Consider the following 25,787-nt stretch of genomic DNA (forward strand, 5'->3'; position numbering starts at 1 on the left):
ATGCGTTCGAACAGTGGTCCTGAGCGGGGCGACGGGCTGCCCGTCCGCCCAGTGCCCGGGGTCGTCGCGCTGCCGGGGCCGGGGCTGCCGTTCGCGAGGGCGTTGGAGCAAGTGGCTGTGGGGCCGATGCTGCTGTCGCTGGTGCAGCAGCTGAGCGCGGACGAGGGCCTGCTGCGGTCTTGGGCGCTCGCGAGTGAACCGACCAATGGAGCTGCCGGGCAGAAGGAGGGCCGCCCGGAGTCCTTGGTCCTCGCCGACGCGCAGCTCGCTGTCGCGCAGGCCTGTGCGCGACTGGAGAGCGCGGTCGCTGCGCTCAAGGCGACCGCGGTGGCGGCGGCCTACGCGCAGATCAGCGCTGCGACCGCGGAGACGGTGCCGGGCGCGGCTCGGGGCGGTGGTGCGGAGGCGTCCGCGCAGGCGGAGATGGCGCTCGCGCTGCGGATGACCGAGCGCGGGACGGCGGCGATGGTCGACGGTGCGCTGCTGCTGACGACCCGTCACCCGGGTACGCGGTGGCTGCTCGCTGAGGGCCACCTGTCACCTGCCCACGCCCGCGTCGTGGTCGACGAAGCCTCAGTGCTGGGCGACGCGTACGTCCCCGCGCTCGAGGCGGCGGTGCTGCGCCGCGCGCCGGAGCGGACGGTCAGCGAGCTGCGCCGCGACCTGCGCCGCGCCGTCGCGAAGCTCGACCCGCGCGGGGCGGCGGAGCGCCACGCCGACGCCGTCCGACAGCGCAGCGTGCGGGTCACGCCCCTGCCGGACGGGATGGCGGAGATCCGCGCGCTGCTCACCGCCGACGAAGCCCAGGTCGTGAGCGGCGCGCTCGACCGGATCGCCCGAGACCTGCCCACCGCTGACCGCGGGTTCGCAGGGAGGGCCGGGTCACGCGCCGACGCGCTCGTCGCGGTCTGCTCCGTGCTGCTCGACCCCGCCGCGGACGGCGACTTCCTCCCCGCGCTGACGAGGACGAGCAGCCCCGTGGCGGTGCAGGTGCAGATCTCCGCCGCCACCCTCCTCGGCCTCAACGAGGACCCCGCCCACCTGGCCGGCCACGGCCCGATCCCCGCCGACCTCGGCCGCCTCCTCGCCTCCGACGGGACCTGGCAGCTCGCCATCACCGACCCCGACGGCAAGCTCCTCGACCTCCACAAGCTGCGCTACCAGCCCACCGCCGCGCAGCGCGCGCACGTGACAGCGCTGTGGCTGCACTGCGGACACCCCACCTGCTCCGTACCCGCCACCCGCTGCGACCTCGACCACACCGTGCCCTTCAACCACGAAGCACCAGGCACTGGCGATCCCGACTACCCGGGAGGCGGGCACACCACCTGCCGCAACCTCTGCCCCAGATGCAGGCTCCACCACAACCTCAAGACCTGGTGGGGCTGGACCACCACACCACTCCCCGACGGCACCATCGCCCACCGCACCCCACTCGGCCGGGTCTACGAAGCACGACCAGAAGCCCAACCCTGCGCCGCCTGACCCACGAGCGGACGCCCAGCCCCGCCGGCACCAGCCGGACGGGGCTACGGGCGCGCCGCTTCCCGGGCCGGCCCGCGCGGGCGCCGAGCCGCGGTCCGCACGAGCACTCGCCCCGCACGACCACTCGCCCGCCCGACTCCCCGCCCACCCGACTCCCCACCCTGCGAGAGGCTGACGTCCGTGCCCGAGGAGCTGGTGGTCGCGCTGCCGGGCCGACCCGTACCCGTCCTCGGTCGCGGTGAGCGGCTCGTCACCTGGTCGGCGGAGGACCTGGCGAGCACGCACGACGTGCGGCGCGTCTGGGACCTCGCCGCCGTCGGCCGGCTGCTCGACGGCCTCCGGAGGACCGACCCGGCCGCCGTGTGGGCCGCCGCGCACGGGCTGCCGGCTCCGCCGCGCGTCCAGGACCAGCCCGACCTCCTCGCCGCAGCGGAGGACCCCTCCCACCCCACGAGCGACGACGGCCAGCTCAACCCGGCGTGGCTGCGCGAACGCTCAGCCGACGAGCCCGACCGGTCGGCCAGCCTCGCGCTGGAGGTGCAGCGCCTCCAGGAGGAGCGGCTGCGAGGGCTCCCCGACCTGCGGACGGACCCGGTCGTCGCGCCGCTCCCCGTCCTCACGGCCTGGTCGGAGTCGGCGGCTGCGCTGCTCGCGGTCGAGCTGGGGGCGACGGGCCTGCCGCTCGACCGGGCCGTGGCCGCGGCGTACCTCGAGGAGCACGTCGGTCCCCGGCCCCGCGACGAGGCGGAGGCGCGGCGGCAGCGCGAGGAGCGCGACGCCCCGGTGCACGCCCGCTTCCCTGGACCGGCCGTCGACCTGCGCAGCCCGGCGCAGGTCAAGGAGCTGCTCGGACGCGTCGGGCTGGACCTGCCGGACACGCGGTCGTGGCGCCTCGAGGCGCACGCCGGAGCCGTGCCCGCGGTCGCCGCGCTGCTCGCATGGCGCAAGGCCGAGCGGCTGTCCACGACCAACGGGTGGGCCTGGCTCGACGGGCAGGTGACGCCCGCAGGCCGCCTGCACGGGTCCTGGGGAGCAGCCGATGCAGCCGCGGGCCGGATGACCGTCTCGGCGGGGCTGCACAGCCTGCCCGCCGAGCTGCGGCACGCCGTCCGCGCCGAGCCTGGGCACCTGCTCGTCCGGGCCGACCTCGGCCAGGTCGAGCCGCGCGTGCTCGCGGCGGTCTCGCACGACCCCGGGCTCGTCGCCGCGACGCGCCAGCCCGACCTGTACGCGCCGGTCGCCGCCGCCCTCGGCTGTGACCGGCCGACCGCGAAGGTCGCGGTCCTCGCCGCCATGTACGGCCAGACCTCGGGCACCGCGGGCGCCGCGCTGCGCAGGATGGAGCGGGCCTACCCGCGCGCCATGGCGTACCTCCGCACCGCGGAGGAGGCGGGCCGGACCGGCCAGCCGCTGCGCACCTGCGGCGGCCGGCTCGTCCACGCGGTGCCGCCGGTCGGGCAGGAGGCGGCGTACGGCCGCTTCACCCGCAACGCCGCGGTGCAGGGCGCGGCGGCGGAGCTCTTCAAGGCGTGGGCCGTCACCGTGCGGGACCGCCTGCTCGGCACGGGCGCGGAGATCGTGCTCTGCCTCCACGACGAGCTCCTGCTACACGTGCCGGAGGACAGTGCGCCCGACGCGGTCCAGCTGCTCCACGACGCGCTCGCCTCTGTCGGATCGTGGTGGGCAGCGGGCAGCGGGGTCGGGTTCCGCACCGAGGTGGGCGTGGGCGCGTCCTGGGCCGACGCGAGGACGGGCTGACCCGGCACTACCGCCGCCAGCGCCGGCGACGACCAGCAGCACGCAGTCCGAGCGCTGCCGCGAACGCGTCGGCGTCCGCCAGCGCCCCCTCCGGCGGACGCGGACGGGTCGCCGCGTACTCCGCGAACGCCCGGGCGAACCCGTCCCCGCACGCCCGCACCAGGTCCGGCCGCAGCGCCGCGACGACCATCCGCCGCTTCCCCACCAGGGCGTCCGCCTGCGCCCGCACCTGCCGAGCGTCGAAGCCGTCGGGCGGCGGTCCGCCGGCGACGAGCGCCGCCATGAGCTCGGCCTGCGCCTCCGCGAGCGCGGCCCGAGCGGCCGGGGAGCTCACGCGGCCGCCTCGAAGCCCGCCGCCGCCCGGATCGCCGCGAGCTCACCTCGCAGCTCGGCGTCGCTCGGGTAGTCGCCATCGCGCTCGAGCATCACCGCCGGGAGCGGCCCCCGCTCGCGCGCCGCCACCAGCAGCTCCAGCACTGCCGCGGGCACCGGGTGCCGGTGCGTGTCGTGCCACATCCCGTCGCGCAGGATCCCGCCGGCGACGTGCACGTACGCCACGGCCTCCATCGGGACGCAGTCGAGCTCGCGCAGCGGGTCGAGGCCCAGGTTGACCGCGTTCGTCCAGAGGTTGGCGACGTCGAGGACCAGCCGTACGCCCGTACGCGCCACCAGCTCGGCGAGGAACTCGCCCTCGGAGAGCTCCGCGCCCGGCCACTCGAGCAGGGCGGCGACGTTCTCCACCGCCAGCGGCACGGGGAGGGCGGCCTGCGCCTGGCGGACGTTGTCGACGAGGACCTCCAGGCACTCGCGGGTACGCGGCACGGGCAGCAGGTGCCCGGCCTCCAGACCACCGGCCCGGACGAAGGCCACGTGGTCGCTGACGAGCGGCGAGCCGAACGCCTCCGCGCAGGCCCCCAGGTGCGCCACCCGCGCCTCGTCGAGCGGCTCGGCCCCGCCGAGGGAGAGGGTGACGGCGTGCGGGAGGACGGGGATCCCGCGCGCGAGCAGGGCCTCGAGCGAGGCCGGGAGGTGGGCCAGGTGGATGCCCTCCGCGACCACCTCGACGAAGTCCAGCCCGGGCATCCGCTCGACGGTGAGATCGATCTCGGGCCGCCAGCCGATCCCGAGGCCGCGGACGGGTGCCGGTTCAGCTGCCACCGCAGCCACCTCCCCCGCAGCCGCTGCTGCCGCAACCGCTGCTGCCGCAGCTGCTCGCGCCCCCGCAGCCGGAGTGGCCACCGCACGAGGACCCGCCGTCCGACCCGCCGCCCCAGCTGACGAACCCGGCCGCCCACCCGTCGCTCGAGCTGCTCCTCGCCCGCTGCCGGCGCCCGCACCACGCCTCGCCCCCGAACAGCGCCTCGCGCAGCTCGACGTCGTCGAGCCCCGCTGGCCCCACCAGGGCGACAGTCCGCACCGCGTCACCACCCGCGCCCACGCGGCGCTCCCGGTCGAGCACCCGGCGCCCCTCCGCCGACCGGGAGGACGGCACCTGCGCCGACGTCGAGAACCACCACAGCAGCGAGCGGCGCAGCCAGCCGCGGCGTACCAGGTCCGCGTGCAGCGCCGACAGCCTCGCGTCCGCGACCGCCCGTGCCCGCGGGCTCGGCGACTCCTCGGCCAGCGCGTCCAGCACCGCCGCCTCCACCGGGTCGACCGCACGGTGCTCCACCACCGTCATCGGACCGCTGCGCGTGGCGCGCACGCGGCCGTCGAGCACCAGGGCCACGAGCGCCGCGTCGACGCAGCGTCCGGCACCGCCGGCGAGCATCGCCAGCGCGTACGGCGAGACCTGCTCCACGTCCTCCACCTGCCACCTCCTCTGGTCCTCGAGCGGTCGGACGACCGCTCAGCCGGACTGTTGCCCACTGGTGAGGTGGAGGGAAGTATGCTTGCAATATTGCATGCAACTCCGAAGGAGGTACTCGTGCACGACTCCCCCTCCGCCCGCGAGCGCCAGCTCGCCCGCGAGCTCCGCGACCTCCGTGTCGACGCGCAGCTGCAGGGCAAGGAGGTCGCGCGCCTGCTCGGCTGGTCCGCCTCCAAGGTGTCGCGCATCGAGACCGGCGCCATCGGAATCCGGCCGGAGGACCTCGAGCTGCTGCTCGACGTCTACGCCGTCCCCGCACCCCGCGCGGAGCGGCTGCGGCTGCTCGCGCCGAACGCCCGCCCCAAGGGGTGGTGGGACGCCTACGCCGACCGGACCAGCGCCGGCTACGCCAACCTCATCCGCCTCGAGGCCAGCTCGCGCGCCGTCCAGTGCTACAGCGCGGTGATCCCGCACCCGCTGCTGCAGACCGAGGCCTGGACCCGCCGCGTCATCCTCGCGACCGCGCTCGACCCCTCCCCCGCGGAGGTCGACCTGCGCATGGCCATCTGCCGGCGCCGCCAGCAGCTCCTCCAGCCGGCACCCGACCGCGAGCCCCTCCGGCTCGCTGCGGTGGTCGACCAGGCCGTGCTGCACCGCAGCGTCGACCCGGACCCCGAGGTCGACCGCGCCCTGCGCCTCGAGCTGCTGCGCCACCTGCTGCGGCTCGGGCGCCGCCCCAACATCACCGTCCAGGTGCTGCCCTTCAGTGCCGGCATCCCGCCCGTGACAGCCGGGTCGTTCTCGCTGCTGGAGCCGCGCGGGCTCGACGCTCCGGATGTCGTCTACATGGACAACAAGACGCGCATCTTCTTCCTCGACTCCCCGACCGAAGTGCACGCCTACGACCGCGAGATGGCGCTGCTGCGCACGATGGCGCTGACCCCCGCCAGGTCGGCGACCTGGCTCAGGGACGCCGTCCGCTCGACCGCCTAGGGCCGCTCGAGGAAGGCCCGCCAGCGCGTACGCCGCTCGTCCTCGGTCTGCTCCCACCACGGCGTCCCCCGCTCGCCGAGCGCGACCTTCGCCGCCTGCACCCGGTCGCGCGCCGCGCGCTCGGCCGCCGGGTCCTCGGCCCGTAGTGCCTGTCCGACAGCGCGTCTCGCGCTCATCAGCTCCGAGCGGAGGAGCTGCGCCACGTCCTCGGGCAGCAGCGGGTCGGTCGCCCGCCACCGGCGCCCGTCGATGAGGACCCAGTGTCCGTCGTCGGTCCGCTCGACCTGCCGGCGCGTCGTCATGGCACCGTCGTACCCGCTGGCGCGAGGATGTCCACGAGGAAGGGCGGCACGATGCTGATCTACTCGGCAGGCGTCTCCGCGGACGGCTTCGTCGCCGACCGCGACGGGCGGTTCGACTGGTCCGCGCCCTCCGAGGAGCTGTTCGCCGTCCACCTGGAGCGCGTGAGCGGGCTGGGCGCGTACCTGCTGGGGCGGCGGCTCTACGAGACCATGCTCGTCTGGGAGACGGACCCCTCGCTGCGCGCCACGGAGGCGGGAGCGGCCTTCGCCCGGGCGTGGACCGCCCTGCCCAAGGTCGTCTTCAGCCGTCGCGGCACCGCGCTGCAGGGCAACGCCCGTGCAGCGACCGGCTCCCTGGCCGACGAGGTCGCAGCCGCTGTCGGGCCGGGCGACCGCGACGTCGAGATCGGCGGCGCCACGCTCGCCGCCACCGCCGTCGAGCTCGGCCTGGTCGACGAGTTCCGCGTCTTCCGCTACCCCGTCATCGTCGGAGGCGGTACGCCGCACCTCCCCGCCGTCGACGCCGACGTCCGCCTGGACCTGCTGGAGCTGGGCAGGTTCGACGACGTCGTCTACGAGCGCTACCGGAGGGTCAGCCCGGGACGCTGAGCACGAGCCGCCGCGCCGCGTCCTGCCCGGCCTGCACGAGCGACTTCCCCTGCTGGCCGAGCACGACGCCCAGCACGAGCACCCGTCGGCCGGACACCGACCGCCAGGCCGCGAAGGCGAAGCAGCCGCCGGCCGCGCGGTCCGAGCCCGTCTTCACGCCCACGAACCCGTCGCGGCCCAGCAGGACGTCGGTGTTGCGCACGGTGCCGGCGCCGGGGATGACCGCCGTCGGCTGCCGCACGAGCTCGGCGAAGGCGGGCACGGCCATCGCGGCGCGGACGAGGCGCAGCTGGTCGGCGGCCGTGCTCACGGTGCTCGGGTCGTAGCCGCTCGGGTCGGTGTAGGTCGTGTGCCGCATCCCCAGTCGCCGCGCCTCGGCGTTCATCCGCGCCACGAAGGCGTCCGTGCTGCCGGCCGTCGACCGGGCCAGCGCGACGGCGACGTTGTTGGCCGAGGGCAGCAGGACCGCGAGGAGCGCCTGGCGCTCCGTGAGCCGCTGGCCCTCGCGCAGCTGGAGCACCGACTCGCCACGGGCGCGGCGGCGCACGGTGTCGGCCACGTCCGCGCGCGTGATGACCACCGCCGGCGCCCGGCTGCCGAGGGGGTGCTCGCGCAGCACGACGTACGCGGTCATCACCTTCGCGACGCTCGCGACCGGCACGGCGCGCTGGTCCCCGCTCGTCCCGGCGGACCTGCCGCCCACGACCATCGCCGCCTGGCCGTCCTGCGGCCAGGCGAAGCCGGAGACGGGACCACCGGTCCCGGCGTGCCCCAGCCGGACCAGCCCCAGCCCCACGAGCAGGGCCGCGACGAGGCTGATGACGAGCAGCCGACCGCCCGCGCGGCGGCGGCGGGGCTGGGCGACGGTGCGGCCGGGCGAGTACGGGCGGGGCGGGGTGTGGACCGACGTGGCGGGCGGAGTCATGGCCCGAGCGTCGGCGGCGGGGCGTAGGAGCAGCGTCAGCGCGCCGCTTATCCCGCGCTTATGCCGGGCGCGCGACAATGGCGCGGACAGGGAGCGAGGCGGGCGTGCGGATCCTGGTGGCGGACGACGAGCGGCTGCTCGCGGACACGGTGGCCGAGGGCCTCCGTCGGCTCGCGATGGCCGTCGACGTCGCGTACGACGGCGACGGCGCGCTCGAGCGCGCGCTCGTCCACCGCTACGACGTGGCGGTCCTCGACCGCGACATGCCGGGGCGTACGGGCGACGACGTCTGCCGCTCGCTGCTCGAGTCCGGATCGGGGACGCGGGTGCTGCTGCTGACCGCCGCCGCGGGGATCCGCGACCGGGTCGAGGGCCTGGGGCTCGGCGCGGACGACTACCTCACCAAGCCCTTCGCCTTCGCCGAGCTCGCCGCGCGCGTGCAGGCGCTGGCCCGCCGGTCGGCCCCGGCGCTGCAGCCCGTGCTCGAGCAGGCCGGCGTCGTGCTCGACGTCGCCCGGCACTCCGCCTGGCGCGACGGGCGGCTGCTCGACCTGACACCCAAGGAGTTCGCCGTGCTGCACGTGCTCCTGCGCGCCGAGGGCCGCGTGGTCAGCGCCGAGGAGCTGCTGGAGCAGGGCTGGGACGAGCACGCCGACCCGTTCACCAACGCCGTCCGCGTCGCGGTGATGACCCTGCGGCGCAAGCTCGGCGACCCGCCGGTCATCGAGACCGTGGCCCGCGCGGGATACCGGCTCGGCTCGTGAGGTCGCGGCAGCTGACCCCGCGCGAGCGGGTCCTCCTGGTCGCGACCTCGGCGCTGCTCGTCGGGCTCGTGGTCCCGGCGCTCGCCCTGTCGCTCACGGACCGCGCCCGCAGCATCGTCAGCGTCTGCGGCTCAGGAGTGCCTGGTGCCAGCACCGTCTGCACGCTCGCCGGCCACTCGACGCTGCGCGCGACGATCGCCCTGGTCGTCGTGCTGCTCGTGGGCGTGCTCGTGCTGCGCGGGTGCGCGCGGTGGGCCCTGCGCCCGGTCGCGGAGCTCGCGGACCAGCTCGACCGCGTCGGGCCGCAGAACCTCGGCTACCGGCTGCGGGCCGACGGCGAGGACGAGCTCGCGCTGCTCTCCCATGCGGTCGACGACATGATGGACCGCGTCGCGGTGAGCTTCGAGGGCCAGAAGCGCTTCGCCGCCAACGCTTCCCACGAGCTGCGTACGCCGTTGGCCGTGCAGCGCACGCTCATCGAGGTCGGCCTGGCACAGCCGCTCACCCCGGACCAGCTCGCCCTGCTCACGCGGCAGCTGCTGGAGACCAACGAGCGCAACGAGCGCCTCATCGAGGGCCTGCTCGTCCTCAGCGAGAGCGACCAGGGGCTGCGGTCGCGCAGCCCGCAGCGGCTGGACGAGATCGCGCGGGCCGTCGCGGCGGCGTACGAGGAGCGGGCGGCCGAGGCCGGCGTCGCGGTCCGCCTCGACCTGCAGCCGCGCGTCGTCCTTGGCGAGCAGGTCCTGCTCGAGCGGCTCGTCACCAACCTCGTGCAGAACGCCGTCAAGTACAACCGCCCCGGCGGCTGCCTCGAGGTGGCCGTCGCGGACGACCCGGCGCTCACCGTCGCGAGCACCGGGCCGGCCGTGCCGAACGAGGCGGTGGCGAGCCTGTTCGAGCCGTTCCGCCGGCTCGCCTCGGACCGTACGGACCACAGCGGCGGTGCCGGGCTGGGGCTCACCATCGCCCGCTCCATCACGCAGGCGCACGACGGCACGATCTCCGCGGAGCCCCGCGGCACCGACGGGCTGCGGGTCGACGTACGGCTGCCGCGCGCCGAGGGGGCACGATGACGGGGTGCGCGTGCTGGTGGTGGAGGACGAGCGCCGGCTCGCGGACCTGCTGGAGCAGGTGCTGAGCGAGGCCGGTCACACGGCGACCGTCGTGCACGACGGCGCTGAGGGGCTGGCGGTCGCGCGCCGCGGCGGCTTCGACGTGCTGCTGGTCGACTGGATGCTGCCGGGCCTCCACGGCCCCGACCTCGTGCGCGCGCTGCGCGACGACGGGTACGCGACCCCCGCCCTCCTGCTCACGGCGCGCGGGGCGCTGGGCGACCGGGTGGACGGCCTCGACGCGGGCGCCGACGACTACCTCGCCAAGCCCTTCGAGCTCGATGAGCTGCTCGCCCGGCTGCGCGCGCTGCACCGGCGCGGCTCGGGCGGCGGGAGCGACGTCCTGCGCGCCGGAGACCTCGTGCTGGACCGCGGGACGCGCCGGGTGAGCCGCGGCGCGGTACCGCTCCCGCTGTCGGCGCGGGAGTTCGACATCCTCGCGCTGCTGCTCGAGCGAGCCGGGAGGGTCGTCTCGCGCTACACGATCCTCGACGAGGTGTGGGACGGCGACACGGACCTGCGCAGCAACAGCATCGACGTCCACGTCGCCGCCGTGCGCGCGAAGATCGACAAGCCGTTCGGCCGGCGGACGATCGAGACCGTCCGCGGCGTCGGCTACCGCCTCGACCCGGCCGGCGGATGAGCGAGCGGCTGCCGCTGCGGGCCCGGCTCGTCGCCGGCTTCGTCGTGGCCATCACGGTGGTGCTGACGGCGGCGGGCGCCTTCGTCTACTGGCGCGTCGCGTACGCGCTCGACGCCCGCCTCGACAGCGACCTGCGGGCCGAGACCGCGGCGCTGGCCCCGCTCGTCGGGCCCAGCGGGACGCTCGCCGTCGACCCGGTGCTCCCGCGCGTGCCGGGCGCCCACGCGTACCAGGTCCTCGACGCGGGCGGCCGCGTGCTCAGCGCGGGCAGCGACGTTCCGTCCACGCCGCTGCTCTCGCTCCGGCAGGTGCGCGCCGCCCAGCAGCACGAGGTCCTGGCCGACGTCGGCGCCCTGCTGCCGGCCAGCCGCCGTCCGCTGCGCCTGCTCGCCGTCCCGCTGCCGGGCAGCGGGACCGCGCGGGTGCTCGTCGTCGCCGAGCGCCGCGACCAGCGCGACGAGGCGCTGCGCGAGCTGCTCGGCCAGCTCGCCCTCGCCGGGCTGTTCGCCCTGCTCGTGACGGCGGTCGTCGGCGAGCGGCTCGCGAAGGCGGCGCTCGCCCCTGTCGAGCGCTACCGCTCGCGCGCCGAGCAGATCGCCGGCGGCGCGCGCGGCATCCGGCTCGACGTGCCGCCGCTGCGCCACGACGAGGTGACCCGGCTCGGCCAGACCCTCAACACGATGCTGGACGCGCTGGAGTCGGCCCTGGACCGGGAGCGGCGGTTCACGCAGGACGCCTCGCACGAGCTGCGTACGCCGCTGACCCTGCTCTCGACCCGCGTGCAGCTGGCCCTGCGCCGGCCCCGGACGGCAGCCGAGCACGAGGCCGTGCTCCGCGAGCTCGGGGAGGACGTCGCCGCGCTGTCCGCGCTCGCGGACGCGCTGCTCGAGGTCAGCACGACCGATGCCACCGGTGCCGCTGAGGGGACGGCTGACCTGCAGGCGACCGTGGAAGCCGTCGTCCGCGAGCACCCGGGCGTCTCCACGACTGGGGGCGCGCCGGCGGCACGCGTGCGCATGCCCGAGCACCAGCTCCGCCAGGTCGTGGCGAACCTCCTCGCGAACTCCCTCGCCCACGGCGCCCCGCCCGTGCGCGTGTCGGCAGCGGTCCACGGCGGCATCGCCGTGCTCGCGGTCGGCGATGCGGGTGACGGCGTGGACCCGGAGTTCCTGCCGCAGGCGGTGGAGCGCTTCGCGCGCGCGGACGTCGCGCGGGCGCGCGTCGGCGCGGGGCTCGGGCTCGCGCTCGTCGACGGTCTCGTGCAGCGCGCCGGCGGCGACCTGCGGCTCTGCTCCCGCGGTACGCACCACCGCTACTCCGACCGCTTCGACCTCCCCTGCGACCACCCGGAGGACGGCACGACGGCGACGGTGCTGCTGCCCCTCGCCTGACCGGAGTCGTTCCACGGGTGCGCCTCTTCACGGACGCTTCATGGAGGCTCCCTAGCGTCGTCGACATGGAGACCGCCGCCGTCAACGCCTCCCGCCTCACGAAGCGGTACGGCGAGCTCACCGCCGTCGACGCGATCTCGCTCATGGTCCGGCAGGGCGAGGTCTACGGCATCCTCGGCCCCAACGGGGCCGGCAAGACCACGTTCCTGCGCATGCTGTTCGGGCTCATCCGCCCGGACGCCGGGCGCCTCGAGGTCTTCGGCCGGAGCTGGGAGCGCGACGGCACGGCGACCCTCGACGGCGTCGCGGGGTTCATCGAGAGCCCGAAGTTCTACCCGTACCTCTCCGGCCGGGCGAACCTCGAGCTGCTCGCCAGGCTCGACGGCGGCGTCCCCGTCGGACGCATCGAGCAGGTGCTGCAGACCGTCGACCTCGTCGGCCGCGACGGCGACAAGGTGTCGGGCTACTCGTTCGGCATGCGGCAGCGCCTCGGGGTCGCCGCCGCGCTGCTGCGCGACCCGCAGCTGCTCGTGCTCGACGAGCCGGCGAACGGCCTCGACCCCGCGGGCATCCGCGACATGCGCGCCCTCGTGAAGCGCCTTGCCGCCAGCGGACTCACCGTCCTGCTCTCCAGCCACGACATGGCCGAGGTCGAGGAGATCTGCGATGGGGTGACCATCATGCGCAGGGGCACGGTCGTCTACCACGGCACCATCGCCGCGCTCCGGGAGCAGGCGCCCCAGCCCGCGCACCGGCTGACCACGAGCGACGACGGCGCCGCCCTGCGCGAGGGCGCGCGCCGTCAGCCGCTCGCCGTCACCCGCCACGACGACGGGGGCATCGCCGTCCGCGGTCCCGAGGAGCACCTCGACGCGTACGTCGCCGCCCTCGTCGCCCGCGGCATCGCGATCCGCAGCCTCACCCTGGAGGAGACCCCGTTGGAGACGCTGTTCTTCATGCTCACCGAGACGTCCCCCGACGCGTTCCCCCACGCGCTGGCAGCGTCGGCATGAGCACGACGACGCTCGCCCCGGCGACATCCCGGGTCCAGCAGTCGCGGCGCACCGGCACGGGTGCCGTGCTCGCGGTCGAGGTGCGCAAGCTCACCGCGCAGCTGCGGACGCGGGTCACCCTCCTGCTCGCGCTCATCGCGCCGGCCGTCGTCGTCGTGGTGCTCGACGGCCAGCAGAACCCGCCCAAGGACACGCTGTACGGCCGCTACATCCACCAGAGCGGCTACGCGATGCCCCTGCTGGTGCTGGGATTCGCGGCGCAGTGGCTCTTCCCCCTGCTCACGAGCATCGTCGCGGGCGACATCTTCGCGAGCGAGGACCAGCACGGGACCTGGAAGACCGTGCTGACTCGCTCGGTGAGTCGGTCGGCCGTGTTCTGCGGGAAGACGCTGGCAGCAGCAGGCTTTGCGACTCTGACCCTCGCGGTGCTCGCCGCCAGCACCATCGTGTCGAGCCTGGTCGTCGTCGGGACCCAGCCCCTCGAAGGGTTGACCGGGCAGCTGATCCCGCCGCACACGGCACTCTGGCTCGTGGTGGCCAGCTGGGCGCTGATGCTGGCACCGCTGCTCGGCTTCACGGCCCTCGCGATCCTGCTGTCCGTGAAGACACGGAACCCCGCGATCGGAGTCGCCGCGCCCCTGGTCCTCGGGTTCTGCTCCCAGCTCGTCGGGTCGCTCGGCAACGTGGACCTGCTGCGCCGGGTGCTGCTGACGACGTCCTTCGAGTCGTGGCACGGTCTGCTCGTGCAGCACCGCTTCTACGACCTCGCCGTCGAGGGCGTGCTCGTCTCGGCGGCGTGGACCGTCGTCTGCCTGACCGCGGCGTACGTGTCGCTGCGCCACCGCGACATCACCGGAGGCTGACCCGTGAACCCCCTCATCCCCCGAGTCGGCACTGCGGCCGCCGCGGTCATCGGCGCCGCGGCGCTCGTCGCCGCCGGACCGCACGACGTCACCCGCCCGCGGCTGGAGAAGAGCCTCGACGCGACGTTCGTCAACCTCTACCTCGAGCAGCAGCACCGCATCCTCGGCCACGCGGCGGTGACGGCGGCGAGCACCGGCGCCAGCACCACCTGCCACCGCACGGCCAGCAGCACGGACGTGGGGGCCGGCCCCGACTGGGTCTGCCACGTGCTGTGGCGGGACGACAAGGGCGCCAAGCAGGACGGCAAGTTCGAGGTCGCCGCGAAGGCGAACTACTGCTACGTCGCCAGCGGTCCGTCGAAGATCGTGGGTCTGCAGACCATCGCCGACACCACAGGGCGGCAGGTCCCGAACCCGCTGTTCGAGTTCGACGCCTGCTACGACCCCGCGTCCTGAAATGCCGGTGCGCCGATGGTGCACGGAGGCGCACGATGGAGTGGTGCGCACCTGCGTCGAGCTGATGATGAGCCCCTCCCCGGGGCCCCTCGGCGTGCGATAGACCCTCACACCAGGCCCTGCACGCCAGGGCTGCTCCGCGTCGCCCTGCCGGCAGGGCGGATTGGAGCACCATGGGCACGACGTACATCACGACCGCGATCCCCTACGTGAACGCAGCGCCCCACCTGGGGCACGCGCTCGAGCTCGTGCAGGAACCGTCGACGCCGGTGGCCTCGCCGCCGCGGCCGCACTCCTGCCCACGCAGGTCGACGACGCCCTGCACTCCTTCGACCTGCGCGCGACCGCCGACACGGTCGCGGCGTCGTGGACTCCGCCAACCGTCTCGTCTCGGCCGAGCGACCCTGGGAGCTCGTGCGCGAGGGCGGCGACGCACGCCGCTTCGACGACGTGCTCAGCAGCATCGTCGTCGCCCGCCGCGCCGTCGCTCGGGAGGTGGAGCTGTTCCTCCCCCACGGAGGTACGCGGTTGCTGGCCCAGCTGGGCGACGGCTCGACGCTCCCTCCGCCGAGCCCGGTGTTCCCGAGGCTGGACAGGCGCTTCCCCTCGGCCGCTCAGGGGTAGGGACGGCTCGTCCGGCCGTGTCGGGGAAGGGGGGCGTCGGTGCTGCACGCCGCGGTGCGAGGGGTCAGCGGTCGCCAGGGGATCTACCTGACGGGGAAGCCCCAGCAGATGCTCGTGTTCGACGACGGGCTCGTGCTCGTCCAAGCCTCGGGCGCGCTCGCCGTCGCTCCCGGCGGCGGCGCCACCGCCGGCGCCCGGCTGCAGGCCAGCACACGGCGCGGCGGGGACAAGGGCACGGACGACGGCCAGGAGTACGCCGCGGTGACGAAGCGCTCGACCTTCCTGCCGTACGACAGCATCGCCTCGGCCGTCCTCGAGCGCGGCAGGATCGGCGCCCAGCGACTGCGCATCCTGACGGACGACGGGCGCGAGCTCTCGCACGCGTACCAGCCCCTTCACGGTCCGGACGAGGAGCTGCTGCCGCTGCTCACTGGCAAGCTCGGCGAGCGGTTCACGGACGAGCGCGCCACGACCTGAGGCACGAGGACGTCACCAGATGGGGGTGGTGCTGCCGGGGTCGCGGTCGATGGTGTGCCGGGCTCTGATGGGTGGCCGGTCGTCGGGTGGTCTGAGCTGGAAGAGGCCGGGTCTGTCGGGGTCGGGTTCGACGGTCCAGCCGTCCTCGTGGGCGATGTGGTGATGTCTCTTGCAGAACAGCACGTAGCTGCTGATGTCGGAGAGCCCGCCCTTCGACCACGGGATGACGTGGTGGGCTTCGAGGCGGACCCGGTCGCAGCCGGGGACGATGCACCCGCCGTCCCGCGCTTTGAGCGCTTTCAGTTGAGCGCTGGTCACGAACCGCTTGGCGCGGCCTTCGGCGAGGGGGACGCCCAGCCCGGTGGTGAGCAGCGGGGTGATCACCGCGTCGCAGGTGAGCAGCTCCAGCGCGGCCGGGCCGAGCGAGCGGGTCAGGACCGAGGCGAGCGGGGAGCGGGCGGCCCACGCGGGGTCGTCTACCCGGATCGTCGCGACGTCGGCGACGAGGGTGAGCCGGGGGCGGGAGCCGTTCACCTCGGGCACGGTGTCGAGGTCGACGACCAGGCCGATCGCGTCAGCGAGCGCGTCGTGCCGGCGCTGCGCCGCCGTCCGGTCATCGGGGGCGCCGTCGATGCCCGGCACCGGGGTGGCGAGGCCGGTGAGGACCTGCTCGAGCAGGTCGCCGAGCTCCGGGGCGAGCAGGCCGGTGACGTGCCGCCACCCGTCCAGGCTCTTCGTGGTCGTGAAGGAGCGCTGCGCGAGGCGGCGCTGCTCCCGCTCCGCCGCGGACTCCCCCACACCTGCCGCCTCCGCCGCGGCCTGCACCAACCGCGTCAGGTCGTCCGGGGTGTTGTCGCGGGCGAAGTCCACCAGCGTCTTCTCCAGGCGGGGCAGCTCGTCCGGAGTGTCCTGCAGGTAGCCGACCACCGGGGCGATCCGGCGGACGTGCTGCCACGACACCTCGCCCTCGGCCAGGGCGTCCGCGGCGAGCGGCAGGGAGCGGAGGGCCCGCGCGACGCGTACCCGCGCTCGGGCATCGGCCTCCGAGACCCGGGTGTGGTGCCGCAGCCACGACGCGGCCGTCACCGCGAAGTCCGCCCGGTACGCCTGCCGCGAGTCGAACGCCTCCACCACCTTCGCGTCCACCGCGTCGAGCACCGCGCGGGTCGCGTGCAGGTCCTTCAGCAGTGGCCCCAGCTCCGCCAGATCGACCCCGGACAGGTCGAGCACGGCGAGCTCGGCGAGACAGGCACGAGCCCGCTCCACCAGCTCGCGATTGCTCGAACGCATGTTCGAAGTCTACCCAACCCGACGTGTCCCGGGAAGGGGAAAGCCCTATTGCGCAGCAGGAATCTCGACCGGCACTGTCACGAGCGAGCGCCCGCGAACACCTCCTCCAGCAGTCCCAGCACCCTCCCCCACGCGTCGTCGCGCGCAGCTCGGTCGTACGCCGGCGCGTCCGGCCAGAAGAACGCGTGACCCACCCCGGCGTACGTCACGACCTCGTGGCTGACCGCGGCCTGTCGCAGCGCTCCAGCGACCACCTCGCGGTCCTCCCGGGGCACGACGGGATCCGCGTCGCCGACGAGCAGGAGCACGCGCCCGCGGATGCCGGGCGTCAGCGCGACCGTCGGCTCGGGGCGGCTCATGGGGATGCCCGTGGACGTGAGCCAGCCCGGGTAGAGCGCGACGACCGCGGGCACGTCGAGCGCTGTCGCTGCGAGGTACGCGGCGTGGCCGCCCGCCGAGAACCCCAGCAGCACCGGGTCTCCTGCCTCCGCGCGCAGGTGGCTGAGAGCGGCAGCCACACTCGCGACGGCCTGCTCACGACCGAGCTGGTGCAGGTGCGCGAAGCCCGTCGTGCGCCCCGCGTCGTCCTTCGCGAGGACCGTGCCGGGCGCCGCGCTCCGGTGGTAGAGCTCGGGGGCGGCGGCGACGTAGCCTTCAGCAGCCAGGTCGTCCAGCACGCCCTGCACGCCCGCATTGACGCCGAACAGCTCGTGCAGCACCACGACGCCACCGCGCGGCGCCCTGGACGGGTACGCGACATGGAGCCGCATGGTCGAACCCTCGACGGGCACGTCGACGACGGGCATCAGCTTCTCCTGGACAGCAGGGGGAGGACGGGTCAAGGCTGGACCGGGCCGAACGCAGGACCAAGACGCTGTCGTTCGTGGTAATCGCGCTACTACCCTCGTCCAGGTGGACGGCAGGAGCGGACCGCTCGGCGAGCTGCTGCGCTCGCGGCGGCAGGCTGCCGACCCCCGCGCGGCGGGGCTTCCCGCGTCCGGCCGACGGCGTACGCCCGGGCTGCGCCGTGAGGAGGTCGCAGCCCTCGCCGACGTCTCCGTGTCGTACTACACCTACCTCGAGCAGGGCCGTCAGCAGCGCCCCTCGGCGCAGGTGGTCGACGCCCTGGCGCGCGTGCTGCACCTGACGCCGGCCGAGCGCGCCTACGCGCACGAGCTCGCCCGGGGGACGCCGGAAACCCCGGTGCACGAGGAGGTCCTGGCTCCTGGACTGCAGGAGCTGGTCGACCGCCTGTACCCGGACCCGGCGTACGTGAAGGGCCGGTGGTGGGACGTGCTCGCCGCGAATGCCGCCGCCCGCGTGCTCTTCACGGACTGGTGCGCCCGGCCGCCCAGCGAGCGCAACCTGCTGCGCTGGATGTTCCTCGACCCGGAGGCGAAGCAGGTCTACGTCGACTGGGAGCGCGAGGCGACCGCGATGCTCGGCCGGTTCCGCGCGTCGGCCGGGGCGGCGGACGACCCGCGGACGCGCCAGCTCGTCGCAGACCTGCTGCAGGGCAGCGCGACCGCAGCCCGCGCTTGGGACGAGGTACGCGTCGCGCCGATCGGCGGAGGGCAGAAGCTGCTGCGTCACAGCCACATCGGCGAGGTCCCCGTCACCCACGTCGTCCTGCACGCCGCCGAGGACCTCCACCAGAAGCTCGTGGTCTTCACCTGCTCACCGGAACAGCGCCGACGACTCGCCGAGCTCGCTGAGGGACTCGGCTGACGCCGCCGTCCCGCTAGGCGCCGACTCCCATCCGCTCCGCCACCAGCTCCGCCGCCTGCTCCGCACCGACGACCGCGGTGTCGATGCGCAGCACCTCCCGGTCCCACGGCTGGTAGTCGATCTGCTCGATGTGCGACCAGGTCATCCGCGGGAGGCCGGCGATGTCGATGGTCCGCTCCTCCGCACGGCGCTGGTGCGCGACCGGGTCGGAGCAGCGCACCTCGACCTCGAGCACCGGGACACCGGCGCTCTCGGCGACGCTCCGCCAGTGGTCACGGATGCCGGGGTGCGCGTTGACCGCGTCGGCGATGACGGAGAAGCCCTGGCGCAGCAGGTCGTCCGCAAGGGCGTACAGCACGTAGTAGCCCACCGGCCCGACCGGGTGCTGCTCGGAGCCGCTGGCGACGACCGCCTGCTCCACGAGGTCGAGGCGCAGTGGGACCGCGCGGGTACGCGCGACCACCGCCCGCGCAACGGTGCTCTTGCCGCTGGCCGGCAAGCCGCTGAGGACGATGAGCATGGGGGTTCCTCCCGCTACCAGAAGTGGCACTTCAGCCGTACAGGTGCAGCAGGACCGCGAGCCCGTGCTTGCAGGGCCCGCGGCTGCCGTGGTGCCGGTCCTCCCACGGGCAGGAGCACTGCAGCCGACTCGGAGCCACGAGCACCTCGTAGTCGCTTCCGCCGCTGCTCACCCGCCAGCGACCCTTCCCCGTGGCCTGGACGGCGCCGCCGTCGAGCAGCGCCTGCGCGGAGACGAGCCGGGGGTTGCGGCGCAGCACGGCTCCGGCGTCGACGGGGAGCCCGCGGTGGAACCACGCCTGCTCGACGAGGTCGTAGCCGAGGCGGCCGGAGGCGGCCAACCACGCCAGCCCGGCCGCCGTACGCGCCGGTCCCATTCCCGTCGCCGCGGCGAGCGCTGCCGGGTCGACCGCCGGCTCCCAGCCGAGCTCCCCGAGCAGGCGCTCACCGTCGGCGGCCGCCTCCGGCCGCGCCAGCAGCTGGAGCAGCTGTCCCTCACCGGAGAACCCGCGCCACGCGTCCGCCGTCAGCGCGAGCGTGAGCCGGCCTCCCGGCACCTCGAGCACCCAGGCGGTGCTGCCGCCCGGCTCGGCATGGACGAGCAGGCGGGTCGCGTGGCGGGCGAGCCGGTCGAAGCCCCTCAGCCGCGAGGCTCCGGGGAGGGGGAACGTCCCTGGCACCGGGCTGCCGAGCGCGCGCCAGCCTGCCGGGCGCGGCACCACGTGCAGGTCGGGACCGGGCGGCGCGACCCGCGGGAGCGCGGCGAGGAAGGCCGGGACGGCGGGCCCGCGCAGCTCTCCCGCCAGCTGCATGCGCGCCAGCAGGGACGGGACCTCCGCGAGGCCGCGCACCCACCGGTCGGGGAGGTCGACCGGCCGCTCGACGTGCGTCGCGTCGGGTGTCGCGGCGCGCAGCCCCCCGCTCCCGACGCTGAGGTGCAGCGGCACGGCCCGGTCCACGCGGGCCAGCGCCGTGCGGAGCGGGTGGTTCACGTCGACGTTGGTCGTCCCGAAGCCGACCCGGCTGCTGCCGAGCCCCTCGGGGAGCAGGTCGAAGCGCGCGTGGACGCCGCTGCACGCGGACATCGACTCGAAGCGCAGGCGGTCACCGCTCGCCGTGACGACGGGGTCGAGGTTGATGAGGCGCGCCGCCTGCCCGTGGTCGACGTACCGGCTGCCCGCGACGTCGGCCACTGCGAGGATCCCCGCCGCGACGACATCCGGGCGCGTGACGAACCCGCTGCAGAACTCGGGCCCCTCGACGCGCCCGAGCGGCGTCACCCCGAGCGCCGTCGCGAGGTCGAGCCTCGCTCCCTCCGCCCCGTGCTCGAGCACCGACGCCGTCCGGTAACCGGTCATGCCCGCTCCTCCTGCAGCGCCGGTGGTGCGAGCCGCTCGAGCAGCACCCGGGCCTCGCTCTGCGCCTTCGTCTGACCCCGCCTCGCCGCCAGCGCCGCCACGTGGGGCGGCGCGGGGCGCGGCTCCGGGACCTCGACGGCGTACGTCGCCAGCATCCGCAGCAGGACCTCGAGCCCGGCCGGACGCTTCGAGGTCGCGCAGGCGAGGTCGGCGAGCTCGAGAGCGACCGGCCACAGCTGCCGGAGCGCGCCGCCGAGGAAGACGTCCTCGAGGACGCCGGCGAGGGCCGGCAGCGAGCACTCGCCCTGCTCGACCAGCGCGACCGCCGTCGCGCGCAGCCCGTTGCCGTCGCCGCCCGCGGCGAACGACACCAGGCCCTGGTGCACCAGCAGCGGCCGCCAGAACCGGCGGTACTCCGCCGGCCCGCTCAGCGCGTGCTCCCAGGACCGCCAGAGACGGGCGAGCGCCTCGTCGGGGCGCTCGGCGAGGTGCCGGGGGACGGGCGGCCCGTCACCGGGGGCGGGCGCGAGGGTCCAGAGCCCGACCGCCACCGGCCGCTCCTCGTCGCCCCCGACAGCCCCTCCGAGGGTGGTCCTGAGGGCCACGACCCGCCGTCCGAAGGCCGCATCGTCGGTGGCACCGAGCACGTCCAGCGACGCGAGGACGGCGGGCGTGCCCGCCGCCCGCTGGAGGTCCTGCTGGCCCAGCGCCTTCAGCAGCGTGTCCCGCGCACCCTGCTCCGGGCGGGCGGCCACGGTGACGGCCAGCTCCTCGAGGGCGGCTCCGTCGCGCACGAGGTCGAGCGCCATGTCGAGCAGCGCTGGGACCAGCTGGCGGTCCACGGTCGCGAGCAGGCCCAGGAGGTACGTCAGCCCGCCCGGCACCTCATCGGCCCGCAGCTCGAGCGCGGTCGCGACCGCCAGGAGCTCGCGCTGCGCCTTCGGGCGCTGCCCGGCGGTCAGCGACTCGAGGACCTGCTCGAGGACCGACCCCCGGTCCAGCTGGCCCCGTCCGCAGACCTCCGCCACCGCCGCGGGGAGGCCCTCCAGCCCGCCGGCGTGCCCCGACCCGAGGTAGCGCAGCAGCACGTCGGGCATCAGCGGATCGCCCACGAGCAGGTCGGCGAGCGTCGCGTACGGGCCGGCACCGGCCCACCACGTGGCGAGGAAGGTGGCGCCGCTCGGGCACGGCAGGTCGTGGTGGACGGCGACCGCGCGGAGCACGCGGGAGAGGGTCCTGCCGCTGCGGGGCACGCGACCGCCGAGGCTGACACCGCTCGCGGCCTCGACGAACGACGCCGCCCACTCCCGGTCCTGCTCCCGGAGCAGCTGCACGAGCGCCGCTTCCCCTGCAGCGTCGGGCACCCAGTCCCAGTAGTCCGCCCAGGGCACGCGAGCCGCCGCCGTGACCGGGCCGCACAGCCGGACGGCGCACATGCCGACGGTCCACGCCGCCCGCCAGCGGACCCGGGTGCCTCCGCCGACGTCGGCGGAGGGGGGATGGAGGTGCTCGGACAGGCTCGACACCCACCGCTTGCTGCCGGCGAACCACTCCTTCGCCGCGCGCAGCTCGTCGCCCTCGAGGCCGTCCAGCAGCTGCCGGGCTGCCGCCAGGTCCCCGGCCTGGAGCACCGGCACGAGCCGCGCGGCGAAGGTCTCGGCGTCGGTCGCGGGGGACGGCACGGCGCCAGTCAACCGCATGGGACTGACGCCCCCTAGCGTGAGCACCTCCCGCCACCCCTCAGGAGCCCCGCGATGCCCGACCTCGAGGACCTCCTCGCCGCCGCGTCCGTCGACGACGAGGTGCTCGCGCTGCGTCCGGACTACCGGGCGCTGCTCGTCGCCGTCGACGGCGTCGTACCCGGCCCGGCGGGTCCCGCCGAGGACGCGCTGGTGGCGCGGGCCGAGCAGTCCGCGGCGCAGGCGCTGCGGGACGGCCCCGTCGAGGAGCTCCCGCACATCGCGGCGTGGCGGGAGGCGTACCGCGCGTTCGGCGCCAAGCCGCAGCGCACCCGCAACAGCGCCGAGGCCCTGCTGCGGCGGGCACCGACCGGGCTGCCGCGGCTGGGCCGGCTCACCGACGTCTACAACGCCGTCTCGGTGCTCCACCGCATCCCGCTCGGGGGCGAGGACCTCGACCGGTACGCCGGCGCACCGCGCCTCGTCCGTGCCCGCGGCGACGAGCCGTTCGACACCGTCGAGGGCGGCGAGCCGGTCGTCGAGCACCCCGAGCCCGGCGAGGTCGTCTGGCGCGACGACGCGGGTGTGACCTGCCGGCGGTGGAACTGGCGCCAGGGACGGCGTACGGCGCTCCACGAGGGCACGACCAGCGCGCTGTTCATCCTCGACGCCCTCGCCCCGCTGACCGACGAGGCGCTGGCCGCGGCCGCGGACGAGCTCGTCGTGCACGTCCAGCGGCTGGGCCCCTCCGTCCGGGTGGCCCGGCGCGTGCTGGGCTCCGGGGGGACGCCCGCCCGGTAGCCTCGGCGCCCGTGACGGGGACGGGCGGCGTACCACTGGACCGCCGCCGCGTCCTCGGTCTCGGCGCGGCGCTCGGCGCCGGCCTCGTCACCGGCGCCTGCACGTCGGACCCTGCTCCCCCGCCGCGGCCCGTGCCGACGCCCACCCCGGCCCTCGTCCGGCGGGCCAGGCGCCGGCCGTTCGAACCGGCCGAGGTTCCCACGCGCTTCTGGGACGCGCAGGCCCGCGCCCCGCGCGAGCGCGAGGTGGAGGGGTTCGCCGACCGCGTCAGCGTGCTCCCGGGCGAGCCGGTCCGGCTCTTCCTCTCCAGCACGGCACCCGAGGTGCGGGTGACCGCGTACCGCGTCGGCTGGTACGCCGGGGCCGGCGCCGCCCGCGTGTGGGCGTCGGGCACGGTCCCCGCGCGGCTGCAGCCGCCGGGCGTCACCACAGGTCCGCTCCGCACGGTGGTCGCGCCGTGGGAGCCCACCCTGACGGTGCCGACCGCGGGCTGGCGGCCGGGGGCCTACCTGCTGCGGCTCGACGCCTCCAGCGGCGGCAGCTCGATGGTCCCGCTCGTCGTCCGGAGCACCTCGACCGCGGGCGCGCTCGTCCTGAGCTCCGCGGTCGCGACGTGGCAGGCGTACAACGCCTGGGGCGGGCGCAGCCTCTACCACGGCACCGGCGGGCTCGGCGACGACGCGGGCCGCTCGCTCGCCGTCAGCTTCGACCGGCCCTACGACAAGGGCGGTGACGACATCTTCCGCAACTACGAGCTGCCGGTCGTGCAGCTCGCCGAGCGGCTCGGCCTTCCCGTCGCGTACACCACCAGCGTGCAGCTCGACAGCGACCCGTCCCTGCTCAGCGGGGCCAAGGCGCTGGTGTCGCTGGGGCACGACGAGTACTGGTCCGTGGCGATGCGCCAGCACGCGACGGCCGCCCGCGACGCCGGCACCAACATCGCCTTCCTCGGCGCGAACGCGTGCTACCGCCGCATCCGCTTCGGCGAAACCGAGCTCGGCTCAGGCCGGCTCGTCACCTGCTACAAGGGCGCGTGGCACGAGGACCCGTACGTCCACACCGACCCCGCGCAGGTGACGACGGACTGGCGGGCAGACCCGCACCCAGAGCCGGAGGCCACGCTCGTCGGGCCGCAGTACGAGGGCTTCCCCGTGCGCGGCGACTACACCGTCACCAACGCCGGCAGCTGGGTCTTCGCCGGCACGGGGCTGCGCGACGGCGACACGCTCCCCCGCCTCGCCGGCCCCGAGTACGACCGGGTCATGCCGCAGCCAGGACTGCCTGCAGGACTGGAGCTCCTCGCTCACAGCAAGGTCGTCTGCCGCGGCGTGCGCACCTTCCAGGACTCGGCGTACTACACCACCGCGAGCGGTGCGGGCGTCCTCAGCACGGGCACCATGCGGTGGGTGGGCAGCGTCGGCGGCAACTGCGGCACGCGCGTGAAGGACGTGACGACGAGGGCGACGGCCAACGTGCTGGAGGCGTTCGCCGCAGGACCCGCGGGGCTGCAGCACCCCGCCGAGGGTGGTGCGACGGAGGTCGACACGTACCCGGGTGACGCGGTCGCGGCACGCCGCGACCTGTGGTGAGCGGCTAGCTGCCCGGCCTTGCCCGGACGTGCAGCTGCTCGCCCTGCGGGCCGAAGAGGTTGAGCAGCTCAGCGGTCTCCGGACCCGGGTTGCCCACGTAGTGCGGCACCCGGGTGTCGAACTCCGCCACCTCGCCGGCCTCGAGGAGCAGGTCCTGCTCCCCGAGCAGCAGCCGCACGCGACCGCTCAGGACGTAGAGCCACTCGTAGCCCTCGTGCCGCTTGAGCACGGGCGACTTCGGCCAGCGCGGCGGCAGGATCTGCTTGTAGGCCTGGAGTCCTCCCGGCCGACGCGTCAGCGGGAGGTACGTCGCGCCGTGCCGCCGCACGGGCCGCAGGTGCACGCGCGGGTCACCGGTCGGCGGCGCGTCGACGAGCTCGTCGAGCGTCACGCCGTACGCCCTGGCGAGCGGGAGCAGCAGCTCCAGCGTCGCGCGCCGCCCTCCGGACTCCAGCCGCGACAGGGTGCTCACCGAGATGCCCGTCTGCGCGGACACCTCCGCGAGGGTGGCTCCGGCCTGCGTCCGCAGCTCCCGCAGGCGTGCCCCGAGTCCGTCCACGTCCCCATCTTGCCGGACCGGCAACTCTGCTTGCCAGCGCGGGCGGGCGGAGCGCAGAGTCACCTCATGACGACGAACGACCAGGACGAGCTCGCCCGCCTGCTCAGCGAGGAGGCGTGGGACGAGCGCTACAGCGAGCACTCCGGGGCCATGTGGAGCGGTGAGCCGAACCCTGCGCTCGTCGCGGAGGTCCGCGGCCTCCCTCCGGGCAAGGCTCTCGACGCCGGCTGCGGCGAGGGCGGCGACGCGATCTGGCTGGCGCAGCGCGGGTGGGAGGTCACCGGCGTCGACCTCTCGTCGGTGGCCCTCGACAAGGCCGCAGCAGCAGCGGCTCCTCGCGGAGTGCAGGTCACCTGGCAGCACCTCGACCCGGTCGCCTCACCGCTGCCGGCCGCGACGTACGACCTGGTGACGAGCTCCTACGTGCACCTCCCCGAGGAGCAGCGCAGGGCACTGCACGCCAACCTCGCCCAGGCCGTCGTCCCCGGTGGCACACTGCTCCTCGTCCAGCACCATCCCTCGTTCGCGCACGGCAACGACCACCCGCTCGCGCAGTACGGGCTGCTGCTCACCCCGGAGCAGCTGGCGGACGACCTCGACCCGGAGCAGTGGGAGGTCGTCGTCTGCGCCGTGCGCGAGCGCGCGCACGTCCACGCGGGTGACCACCCGGTCCTCGACAGCGTCCTGCGGGCCCGCAAGCGCGTCGGCTAGGGACGGTCGGGTGCGAGCGGCGCGAGCCGCAGGGAGAGCGCCCCTCCGTGCACGCGGCACAGCGCGCCCTCGCGGTCGAGCAGCTCGAGGTCGCGCCGGATCGTGAGGTCGGAGACGCCGAGGTGGACCGCGAGGGCGCGCGTGGTGACCGCGTCCTCGCGCTCCAGCCACCGCACGATCTGGCGGCGGCGGAGCTCGGGCAGGAGCGGATCGTCAGCAGGCACGACCCTCGCCCCCTCGGACCCCGACCGGGCATGACCAGGCACGACCAGGCATGACCAGGCATGCAACGTTGGAAAGCGCAGCCAGCCAAGCATGCGCACGATGC

The 25,787-nt window shown here is 75.1% G+C and carries 28 protein-coding genes and 2 pseudogenes; 18 read left to right on the top strand and 12 right to left on the bottom strand.

The genetic code is table 11. From position 1 onward, the window contains the following. Positions 1–1,485 carry a DUF222 domain-containing protein gene (locus EV189_RS15195; RefSeq protein ID WP_165400326.1) on the top strand — a complete coding sequence of 495 codons (1,485 nt, stop codon included), beginning with the start codon at positions 1–3 and terminating at the stop codon, positions 1,483–1,485. Positions 1,486–1,665: 180 nt separating this feature from the next. Continuing rightward, entirely contained in the window at positions 1,666–3,243 is a 1,578-nt protein-coding gene (locus EV189_RS15200) for a DNA polymerase (protein WP_231116441.1), read from the top strand. 7 nt (positions 3,244–3,250) lie between these two features. Here the strand turns inward: EV189_RS15200 and EV189_RS15205 are convergent, their stop codons facing one another. The 3 genes and pseudogenes from EV189_RS15205 to EV189_RS15215 all read right to left on the bottom strand — a co-directional run. Further along, a complete protein-coding gene (locus EV189_RS15205) occupies positions 3,251–3,577 on the bottom strand; it encodes a hypothetical protein (protein WP_130493852.1) in 327 nt (108 codons plus the stop codon). Beyond that, complete coding sequence (locus EV189_RS15210) at positions 3,574–4,326, bottom strand: DUF692 domain-containing protein (protein ID WP_407938151.1); 753 nt, start codon at positions 4,324–4,326, stop codon at positions 3,574–3,576. Before EV189_RS15210 ends, EV189_RS15205 begins: the two co-directional genes overlap by 4 nt. A gap of 64 nt (positions 4,327–4,390) precedes the next feature. After that, positions 4,391–5,074, bottom strand: a pseudogene (locus EV189_RS15215) (TIGR04222 domain-containing membrane protein); the annotation flags it as partial. Positions 5,075–5,170: 96 nt separating this feature from the next. Here EV189_RS15215 and EV189_RS15220 point away from each other — a divergent pair. Then, positions 5,171–6,046, top strand: coding sequence for a helix-turn-helix domain-containing protein (locus EV189_RS15220; protein WP_231116442.1), 876 nt, complete (start codon positions 5,171–5,173; stop codon positions 6,044–6,046). Here EV189_RS15220 and EV189_RS15225 read toward each other — a convergent pair. Further along, positions 6,043–6,348 (bottom strand): hypothetical protein, encoded by a 306-nt coding sequence (locus EV189_RS15225; protein ID WP_130493855.1) that lies wholly within the window; start codon positions 6,346–6,348, stop codon positions 6,043–6,045. The genes EV189_RS15220 and EV189_RS15225 overlap by 4 nt on opposite strands. A gap of 51 nt (positions 6,349–6,399) precedes the next feature. Between EV189_RS15225 and EV189_RS15230 the strand changes: the two genes are divergently transcribed. Then, entirely contained in the window at positions 6,400–6,957 is a 558-nt protein-coding gene (locus tag EV189_RS15230) for a dihydrofolate reductase family protein (RefSeq protein WP_130494109.1), read from the top strand. Here EV189_RS15230 and EV189_RS15235 read toward each other — a convergent pair. Continuing rightward, positions 6,941–7,882 (bottom strand): D-alanyl-D-alanine carboxypeptidase family protein, encoded by a 942-nt coding sequence (locus EV189_RS15235; protein ID WP_130493856.1) that lies wholly within the window; start codon positions 7,880–7,882, stop codon positions 6,941–6,943. The two genes, EV189_RS15230 and EV189_RS15235, sit on opposite strands and share 17 nt — an antisense overlap. Positions 7,883–7,986: 104 nt before the next feature. On the opposite strand from EV189_RS15235, the gene EV189_RS15240 reads away from it, so the two are divergent. From EV189_RS15240 to EV189_RS15285, 10 genes and pseudogenes are all read left to right on the top strand, one after another. After that, on the top strand, positions 7,987–8,646 hold the full coding sequence (locus EV189_RS15240; protein WP_130493857.1) for a response regulator transcription factor: 660 nt from the start codon (positions 7,987–7,989) through the stop codon (positions 8,644–8,646). Beyond that, on the top strand, positions 8,643–9,719 hold the full coding sequence (locus EV189_RS15245; protein WP_231116444.1) for a HAMP domain-containing sensor histidine kinase: 1,077 nt from the start codon (positions 8,643–8,645) through the stop codon (positions 9,717–9,719). Before EV189_RS15240 ends, EV189_RS15245 begins: the two co-directional genes overlap by 4 nt. Positions 9,720–9,723: 4 nt before the next feature. Continuing rightward, positions 9,724–10,401 carry a response regulator transcription factor gene (locus EV189_RS15250; RefSeq protein ID WP_130493858.1) on the top strand — a complete coding sequence of 226 codons (678 nt, stop codon included), beginning with the start codon at positions 9,724–9,726 and terminating at the stop codon, positions 10,399–10,401. Then, positions 10,398–11,792 (top strand): ATP-binding protein, encoded by a 1,395-nt coding sequence (locus tag EV189_RS15255; RefSeq protein ID WP_130493859.1) that lies wholly within the window; start codon positions 10,398–10,400, stop codon positions 11,790–11,792. The genes EV189_RS15250 and EV189_RS15255 overlap by 4 nt, the downstream gene beginning before the upstream one ends. A gap of 65 nt (positions 11,793–11,857) precedes the next feature. Then, positions 11,858–12,805, top strand: coding sequence for an ABC transporter ATP-binding protein (locus tag EV189_RS15260; protein WP_130493860.1), 948 nt, complete (start codon positions 11,858–11,860; stop codon positions 12,803–12,805). Further along, positions 12,802–13,668, top strand: coding sequence for an ABC transporter permease (locus EV189_RS15265; RefSeq protein ID WP_130493861.1), 867 nt, complete (start codon positions 12,802–12,804; stop codon positions 13,666–13,668). Before EV189_RS15260 ends, EV189_RS15265 begins: the two co-directional genes overlap by 4 nt. Before the next feature lie 3 nt (positions 13,669–13,671). Then, positions 13,672–14,124 carry a hypothetical protein gene (locus EV189_RS15270; protein ID WP_130493862.1) on the top strand — a complete coding sequence of 151 codons (453 nt, stop codon included), beginning with the start codon at positions 13,672–13,674 and terminating at the stop codon, positions 14,122–14,124. 173 nt (positions 14,125–14,297) lie between these two features. After that, positions 14,298–14,378 (top strand): annotated as a pseudogene (locus EV189_RS21190) (class I tRNA ligase family protein); the annotation flags it as partial. Positions 14,379–14,490: 112 nt separating this feature from the next. Next, complete coding sequence (locus tag EV189_RS15280) at positions 14,491–14,748, top strand: hypothetical protein (protein ID WP_130493863.1); 258 nt, start codon at positions 14,491–14,493, stop codon at positions 14,746–14,748. A gap of 39 nt (positions 14,749–14,787) precedes the next feature. Then, entirely contained in the window at positions 14,788–15,225 is a 438-nt protein-coding gene (locus EV189_RS15285; RefSeq protein ID WP_130493864.1) for a hypothetical protein, read from the top strand. A 12-nt stretch (positions 15,226–15,237) separates the two neighbouring features. On the opposite strand, the gene EV189_RS15290 is transcribed toward EV189_RS15285, so the two are convergent. Continuing rightward, entirely contained in the window at positions 15,238–16,515 is a 1,278-nt protein-coding gene (locus tag EV189_RS15290) for an HNH endonuclease signature motif containing protein (protein ID WP_130493865.1), read from the bottom strand. A gap of 77 nt (positions 16,516–16,592) precedes the next feature. Next, on the bottom strand, positions 16,593–17,321 hold the full coding sequence (locus tag EV189_RS15295; RefSeq protein WP_130493866.1) for a dienelactone hydrolase family protein: 729 nt from the start codon (positions 17,319–17,321) through the stop codon (positions 16,593–16,595). Positions 17,322–17,427: 106 nt separating this feature from the next. On the opposite strand from EV189_RS15295, the gene EV189_RS15300 reads away from it, so the two are divergent. Beyond that, complete coding sequence (locus EV189_RS15300; protein ID WP_231116445.1) at positions 17,428–18,243, top strand: helix-turn-helix transcriptional regulator; 816 nt, start codon at positions 17,428–17,430, stop codon at positions 18,241–18,243. 13 nt (positions 18,244–18,256) lie between these two features. On the opposite strand, the gene EV189_RS15305 is transcribed toward EV189_RS15300, so the two are convergent. The 3 genes from EV189_RS15305 to EV189_RS15315 are packed head-to-tail and all read right to left on the bottom strand — an operon-like array spanning position 18,257 to position 21,802. After that, positions 18,257–18,763, bottom strand: a complete 507-nt coding sequence (locus tag EV189_RS15305) for an AAA family ATPase (RefSeq protein WP_130493868.1) — start codon at positions 18,761–18,763, stop codon at positions 18,257–18,259. Positions 18,764–18,794: 31 nt separating this feature from the next. Beyond that, a complete protein-coding gene (locus EV189_RS15310) occupies positions 18,795–20,120 on the bottom strand; it encodes an SWIM zinc finger family protein (RefSeq protein ID WP_130493869.1) in 1,326 nt (441 codons plus the stop codon). Then, on the bottom strand, positions 20,117–21,802 hold the full coding sequence (locus EV189_RS15315) for a hypothetical protein (protein ID WP_130493870.1): 1,686 nt from the start codon (positions 21,800–21,802) through the stop codon (positions 20,117–20,119). The genes EV189_RS15310 and EV189_RS15315 overlap by 4 nt, the downstream gene beginning before the upstream one ends. Positions 21,803–21,874: 72 nt before the next feature. Between EV189_RS15315 and EV189_RS15320 the strand changes: the two genes are divergently transcribed. Continuing rightward, positions 21,875–22,600 carry a B3/B4 domain-containing protein gene (locus EV189_RS15320; RefSeq protein ID WP_130493871.1) on the top strand — a complete coding sequence of 242 codons (726 nt, stop codon included), beginning with the start codon at positions 21,875–21,877 and terminating at the stop codon, positions 22,598–22,600. A gap of 11 nt (positions 22,601–22,611) precedes the next feature. Next, positions 22,612–24,189: a N,N-dimethylformamidase beta subunit family domain-containing protein gene (locus tag EV189_RS15325; protein ID WP_130493872.1), complete on the top strand. Its 1,578-nt coding sequence runs from the start codon at positions 22,612–22,614 to the stop codon at positions 24,187–24,189. 4 nt (positions 24,190–24,193) lie between these two features. Here the strand turns inward: EV189_RS15325 and EV189_RS15330 are convergent, their stop codons facing one another. Further along, entirely contained in the window at positions 24,194–24,772 is a 579-nt protein-coding gene (locus EV189_RS15330) for a helix-turn-helix domain-containing protein (RefSeq protein ID WP_130494111.1), read from the bottom strand. Between the two features lie 42 nt (positions 24,773–24,814). On the opposite strand from EV189_RS15330, the gene EV189_RS15335 reads away from it, so the two are divergent. Beyond that, entirely contained in the window at positions 24,815–25,459 is a 645-nt protein-coding gene (locus EV189_RS15335) for a class I SAM-dependent methyltransferase (protein ID WP_130493873.1), read from the top strand. Here EV189_RS15335 and EV189_RS15340 read toward each other — a convergent pair. Beyond that, a complete protein-coding gene (locus EV189_RS15340; protein ID WP_165400327.1) occupies positions 25,456–25,683 on the bottom strand; it encodes a DeoR family transcriptional regulator in 228 nt (75 codons plus the stop codon). The two genes, EV189_RS15335 and EV189_RS15340, sit on opposite strands and share 4 nt — an antisense overlap. Positions 25,684–25,787: the final 104 nt, after the last annotated feature.

Origin of the sequence: Motilibacter rhizosphaerae, from assembly GCF_004216915.1 — a bacterium.
Classification (GTDB): domain Bacteria; phylum Actinomycetota; class Actinomycetes; order Motilibacterales; family Motilibacteraceae; genus Motilibacter; species Motilibacter rhizosphaerae.

Coding starts and splice junctions, on each gene's coding strand:
- EV189_RS15195 (WP_165400326.1), top strand. CDS start 1: ATGCGTTCGAACAGTGGTCCTGAGCGGGGCGACGGGCTGCCCGTCCGC.
- EV189_RS15210 (WP_407938151.1), bottom strand. CDS start 4,326: ATGCCCGGGCTGGACTTCGTCGAGGTGGTCGCGGAGGGCATCCACCTG.
- EV189_RS15225 (WP_130493855.1), bottom strand. CDS start 6,348: ATGACGACGCGCCGGCAGGTCGAGCGGACCGACGACGGACACTGGGTC.
- EV189_RS15230 (WP_130494109.1), top strand. CDS start 6,400: ATGCTGATCTACTCGGCAGGCGTCTCCGCGGACGGCTTCGTCGCCGAC.
- EV189_RS15235 (WP_130493856.1), bottom strand. CDS start 7,882: ATGACTCCGCCCGCCACGTCGGTCCACACCCCGCCCCGCCCGTACTCG.
- EV189_RS15255 (WP_130493859.1), top strand. CDS start 10,398: ATGAGCGAGCGGCTGCCGCTGCGGGCCCGGCTCGTCGCCGGCTTCGTC.
- EV189_RS15260 (WP_130493860.1), top strand. CDS start 11,858: ATGGAGACCGCCGCCGTCAACGCCTCCCGCCTCACGAAGCGGTACGGC.
- EV189_RS15265 (WP_130493861.1), top strand. CDS start 12,802: ATGAGCACGACGACGCTCGCCCCGGCGACATCCCGGGTCCAGCAGTCG.
- EV189_RS15290 (WP_130493865.1), bottom strand. CDS start 16,515: ATGCGTTCGAGCAATCGCGAGCTGGTGGAGCGGGCTCGTGCCTGTCTC.
- EV189_RS15295 (WP_130493866.1), bottom strand. CDS start 17,321: ATGCCCGTCGTCGACGTGCCCGTCGAGGGTTCGACCATGCGGCTCCAT.
- EV189_RS15305 (WP_130493868.1), bottom strand. CDS start 18,763: ATGCTCATCGTCCTCAGCGGCTTGCCGGCCAGCGGCAAGAGCACCGTT.
- EV189_RS15310 (WP_130493869.1), bottom strand. CDS start 20,120: ATGACCGGTTACCGGACGGCGTCGGTGCTCGAGCACGGGGCGGAGGGA.
- EV189_RS15320 (WP_130493871.1), top strand. CDS start 21,875: ATGCCCGACCTCGAGGACCTCCTCGCCGCCGCGTCCGTCGACGACGAG.
- EV189_RS15335 (WP_130493873.1), top strand. CDS start 24,815: ATGACGACGAACGACCAGGACGAGCTCGCCCGCCTGCTCAGCGAGGAG.